Raw genomic sequence first — 4954 nt, forward strand, 5'->3', positions numbered from 1 at the left:
TTGTATCTCGCCAGGGAGAAAATAGTATGACCGCAATCAGCCGCACGGCCTTGTTCGGTAAACTCAATAACCTCGCTTACAAAGGTATCGACAGCGCCACCGTTTTTTGTAAAATACGCGGCAATCCTTATGTTGAACTGATACATTGGCTGCATCAAATCCTACAGTTACAGGATTCCGACCTGCATCGCGTCATCAAACGGTTTGAACTTAACCCTTCGCATTTGGCGCGTGATTTTATCGAAGCCCTGGATCGACTCCCCGCAGGTTCCACATCCATTTCCGACTTATCTTCGCATGTCCAGGAAGCCGTCCAACAGGGATGGTTATATGCCAGCTTAATGTACAACAGCAACCAAGTACGCACCGGGCATTTAATTGTAGGAATTGTAAAAACCTCCGATTTACGTAACGCCTTAAACGCGATTTCCTCACAATTCAAAAAAATTAATGCCGATACTCTGTTGGATGAATTTTCGGCCATCGTATCAGGATCACCTGAAGAGGCGTTGCAAGCCCACGACGGCAACAAACTTGCTGGGGCGGCGGCACCGGGTGAATATTCCGGGGCAATGCCGTCTGCACCTTTGGGTAAACAGGCGGCGTTAAAGCAATTTTCCGTCGATCTGACCGAAGCCGCCCGCACTGGCAAGTTAGACCCGATAGTAGGCCGGGACGAAGAAATCCGGCAAGTCGTCGATATCCTGATGCGCCGTCGGCAGAACAACCCTATCCTGGTCGGTGAGGCAGGGGTTGGCAAAACGGCGATAGCGGAAGGGTTTGCCTTGCGGATCGCTGCAGGTGAAGTGCCGCCGCCGCTTGCCGAGGTGAGCATCCGCACCTTGGACTTAGGCCTATTGCAAGCTGGAGCCAGCATGAAGGGTGAGTTTGAAAATCGGCTAAAACAAGTAATCGAAGAAGTCCAAGCCTCTGAAAAGCCAATCATACTATTTATTGATGAAGCCCATACCTTGATCGGGGCAGGAGGGGCGGCGGGTACAGGCGATGCCGCCAATCTGCTCAAACCCGCCTTGGCGCGTGGTACATTAAGGACTATTGCGGCGACAACGTGGGCCGAATACAAAAAACATTTCGAGAAAGATCCCGCTTTAACGCGGCGTTTCCAGGTGGTCAAAGTTGATGAGCCCACTGAGGAAAAAGCACTGTTGATGATGCGCGGCGTTGCGTCCGTGATGGAAAAACATCATCAAATCTTATTATTGGATGAAGCATTGGAGGGTTCGGTCAAACTGTCCCATCGTTATATCCCTGACCGGCAATTGCCGGACAAATCGGTCAGCGTATTGGATACCGCCTGCGCCCGAGTGGCTATCAGCCAAAATGCAGTTCCTGCAGAAGTCGATGATTGCCGCCGAAGAATCGAGGCGCTTAATGTCGAATCAGGCATTATCGATAGAGAAACTGCCGTTGGTATTGTTACAGCAGAACGCAAAAATAATGTCCAAACAAAATTGGCAGAGGAGCAACAACGCTTAATCGAACTGGAACAACGCTGGCAGAACGAAAAAACGTTGGTGGAGAAAATCCTTGATTTAAGGGCGAAGCTACGGGGTGTCGTCAATAAAGTAGAAGGCACTCAAAGTACATTGGAACAAGTCGCAGATAGCATTAGTGCAGACCAAGTCGTGCATAATGCTGAAACTATCGAAACCGAAACCCTAGATGAAAGCAAACGCAATGAATTTCTTAGCCAGCTAAAAGAATTGCAAAATCAACTCATTCAAATCCAGGGAGAACGGCCTTTAATTTTTCCGACTGTCGATAGTCAGGCTATTGCCTCGGTCATCGCCGATTGGACGGGCATTCCGGTCGGGCGTATGGTCAAGAACGAAATTGAAGCCATACTCAAATTGGGTGAAACCTTAAACCAAAGGGTGATAGGCCAACGTCATGCCCTGGATATGATTGCTCGGCGTGTGCAAACTTCACGCGCAAGTTTGGACAATCCTGGCAAACCCATTGGCGTTTTTATGCTGTGCGGGCCTTCCGGCGTCGGCAAAACCGAAACTGGCCTCGCTCTGGCCGAGGCGCTTTATGGTGGTGAAGAAAATATCATCACCATCAATATGAGCGAATATCAAGAAGCCCATGCCGTATCCACGCTTAAAGGTTCGCCGCCCGGATATGTCGGTTATGGTGAAGGCGGTATCCTGACTGAAGCGGTGCGCCGCAGGCCTTATAGCGTCATTTTGCTGGATGAAGTCGAAAAAGCACATCCCGATGTCCATGAAATATTCTTCCAGGTATTTGATAAGGGCTGGATGGAAGATGCAGAAGGCCGTTATATCGACTTCAAAAATACGATTATCCTCCTGACTTCCAACGCAGGTACGGATTTAATCATGAACCTGTGCAAAGACCCTGAATTGATGCCTGATCCCGAAGGGATAGCCAAGGCTTTGCGTGAGCCTTTGTTGAAAATATTTCCAGCCGCGTTACTGGGACGACTGGTGACAATACCTTATTACCCCTTAAGCGACGAGATGCTTAAAGCGATTATCAAGCTGCAACTGGGCCGTATCGAAAAAAGAATCAAGGCAAATCACGGCATACCGTTTACTTATAATGAAGAAGTCACCCGGTTAATTGTCGACCGCTGTTCCGAACTTGAAAGTGGAGCCAGGGTCGTGGACGCGATCCTGACTAACACTTTATTACCGACAATTAGTCAGGAGTTTTTGACAAAAATGATGTCAGGAGAATCTATATCCAATATAAGCATTTCGGTAAAAGAAGGAGAATTTAACTATCAATTTGAATAAACTAAAGGGAATCTCTAAAAACAGGTGATTTAATCAGAACCGTAGTGGCTGAATTGCGGAAAAATTAAGCCCTATCTAAAACGACTTGATCAGGCTAACTTTATGGCGGTAACACAGAAAAACCGTGAAATAGAAATCGTCACCCCGCTCGGGGCAGATGTGCTATTAGTTCGCGATATGACCATGACTGAAGAATTAGGGCGCCTGTTTGTCATCGATTTAGAACTGCTTAGTACCGAAAACATCAAATTCGAAGACCTGTTAGGCCAAAATGTCACGATCCGGCTCAATCTGGCTGGCGACAAAAAGCGTTACTTTAACGGCTACGTCAGCAGCATTTCTCAAGCCGTCGATGAGGGTCATTATGCCCGGTACTTTGCGACCGTTCATCCGTGGCTGTGGTTTTTGACGCGCACTTCCGATTGCCGGATTTTTCAAAACAAAACCGTCCCGGAAATTATCCTAGAAGTATTCAAAGACTTCGATTACGGAATGTTTGAAGACAACACTAGGGCTACTTACCGGAAATGGGATTATTGCGTCCAATACCGCGAGACGGACTTTAATTTTATCAGCCGCATGATGGAACAGGAAGGGATGTATTACTACCATAAGCATGAAGATGGAAAGCATACACTTCTATTGGTAGATGATCCACACATCCATGAAAGCATCCCTGATTACGAAGAGATACATTATTACCCTCCCGATAAGACCGCGCTACGCGATGAGGAGTGTATAAGCGGCTGGCACCTTAAAAAGCAACTTCAACCGTGTACGTATGCGCTGAATGAATACGATTTTGTCAAACCAGGCGCGGATTTGAAGGTTAATTCTAAAGTTTCTAAGGAACACAATGAAGCCGTACACGAGATATACGATTACCCAGGCGCTTACGTAGAAGGCGGGGATGGCCGCACTTATGCGCGTACCCGCATTCAGGAACTGCATGCCCAATACGAGCAAGCGCAGGGACAGAGTATCGCCAGGGGGCTCATAACCGGTGGACTGTTCACCCTTGCTGGCTATCCACGGGACGATCAAAACCGGGAATATTTGGTGGTTTCCGTAAACCATAGCATCCGTTGCGATAGCTTTGAAGCAGGTGACGACAGCGGAACAACCTATTCCAACCATTTTACCGCCATCGAAAGCAAAACGCCGTTTCGGGCGGCTCGTATCACGCCCAAGCCCATCGTCCAAGGCCCGCAAACCGCCGTTGTTGTCGGCCCCAAAGGGGAAGAGATTTATACCGACGAACACGGGCGGGTAAAGCTCCAGTTTTTCTGGGACCGTTACGGCAAAAAGAATGAAAATTCGTCCTGTTGGGTTAGGGTATCGCAACTTTGGGCGGGAAAAACTTGGGGCGGTATCCACATCCCGCGCATGGGCCAGGAAGTGATTGTCGAGTTCCTGGAAGGCGATCCCGATCGGCCCATCGTTACCGGACGGGTGTACAATGGCGACCAGACTCCGCCTTATGCCCTGCCAGCCAACAAAACCCAAAGCGGCATCAAAAGCCGCAGTTCCCTAGGCGGTAGCGGCGCCAATTTCAATGAAATCCGCATGGAAGACAAAAAAGGCTCGGAGCAGGTTTATATCCATGCGGAAAAAAACCAGGACAATATCGTCGAAAATGACGAGACCACAAAAGTCGGGCATGACCGCACCGAAGATGTCGGGCACGACGAAAAGATTACCATCGTCAATAATCGCACCGAAAAAGTGGGTGTTAATGAAACCATTACCATCGGTAACAACCGCACTGAAAATGTAGGCGTTAACGAAAGCATCACCATCGGATCGAACAGGACTAAATCAGTTGGCGCGAGTGAAACCGCAACCGTTGCCCTACAACGAACACACCTTGTTGGCATAAACGAAACCATCGGTGTCGGCGCCGCTCAGGAAATCGGCATCGGCGCGTTCCAGGCCGTTGCCATCGGCGCATATCAAACCGTCAATGTCGGTGCGTATCAAAGCATCAATGTCGGAGCAAACCAGAGTACGGATGTTGGCGCGAATCAGTCCACCAATGTCGGTGCGAATCAATCGCTGACAGTAGGGGGAAATCAAAGCGAAGCTGTTTCTGGCAATGCTTCAAAGACAGTTACGGGCAATGATTCGTTGGGTGTCGATGGCAACCGTAGCGCGGATGTCAAGGGTGATGA

2 protein-coding genes are annotated in these 4954 nt (G+C 48.9%); both read left to right on the forward strand.

Annotated elements, in window-relative coordinates; translation table 11 throughout:
* Positions 1–26 precede the first annotated feature (26 nt).
* On the forward strand, positions 27–2783 hold the full coding sequence (tssH, locus tag ACLQ6D_RS00170) for a type VI secretion system ATPase TssH (protein WP_411725224.1): 2757 nt from the start codon (positions 27–29) through the stop codon (positions 2781–2783).
* A gap of 102 nt (positions 2784–2885) precedes the next feature.
* The coding region (locus ACLQ6D_RS00175; RefSeq protein WP_411725225.1) for a type VI secretion system Vgr family protein at positions 2886–4954 on the forward strand (2069 nt) is incomplete at its 3' end.

The organism is Methyloglobulus sp. (assembly GCF_046714055.1).
Lineage (GTDB): Bacteria > Pseudomonadota > Gammaproteobacteria > Methylococcales > Methylomonadaceae > Methyloglobulus.

Coding starts and splice junctions, on each gene's coding strand:
- tssH (WP_411725224.1), top strand. CDS start 27: ATGACCGCAATCAGCCGCACGGCCTTGTTCGGTAAACTCAATAACCTC.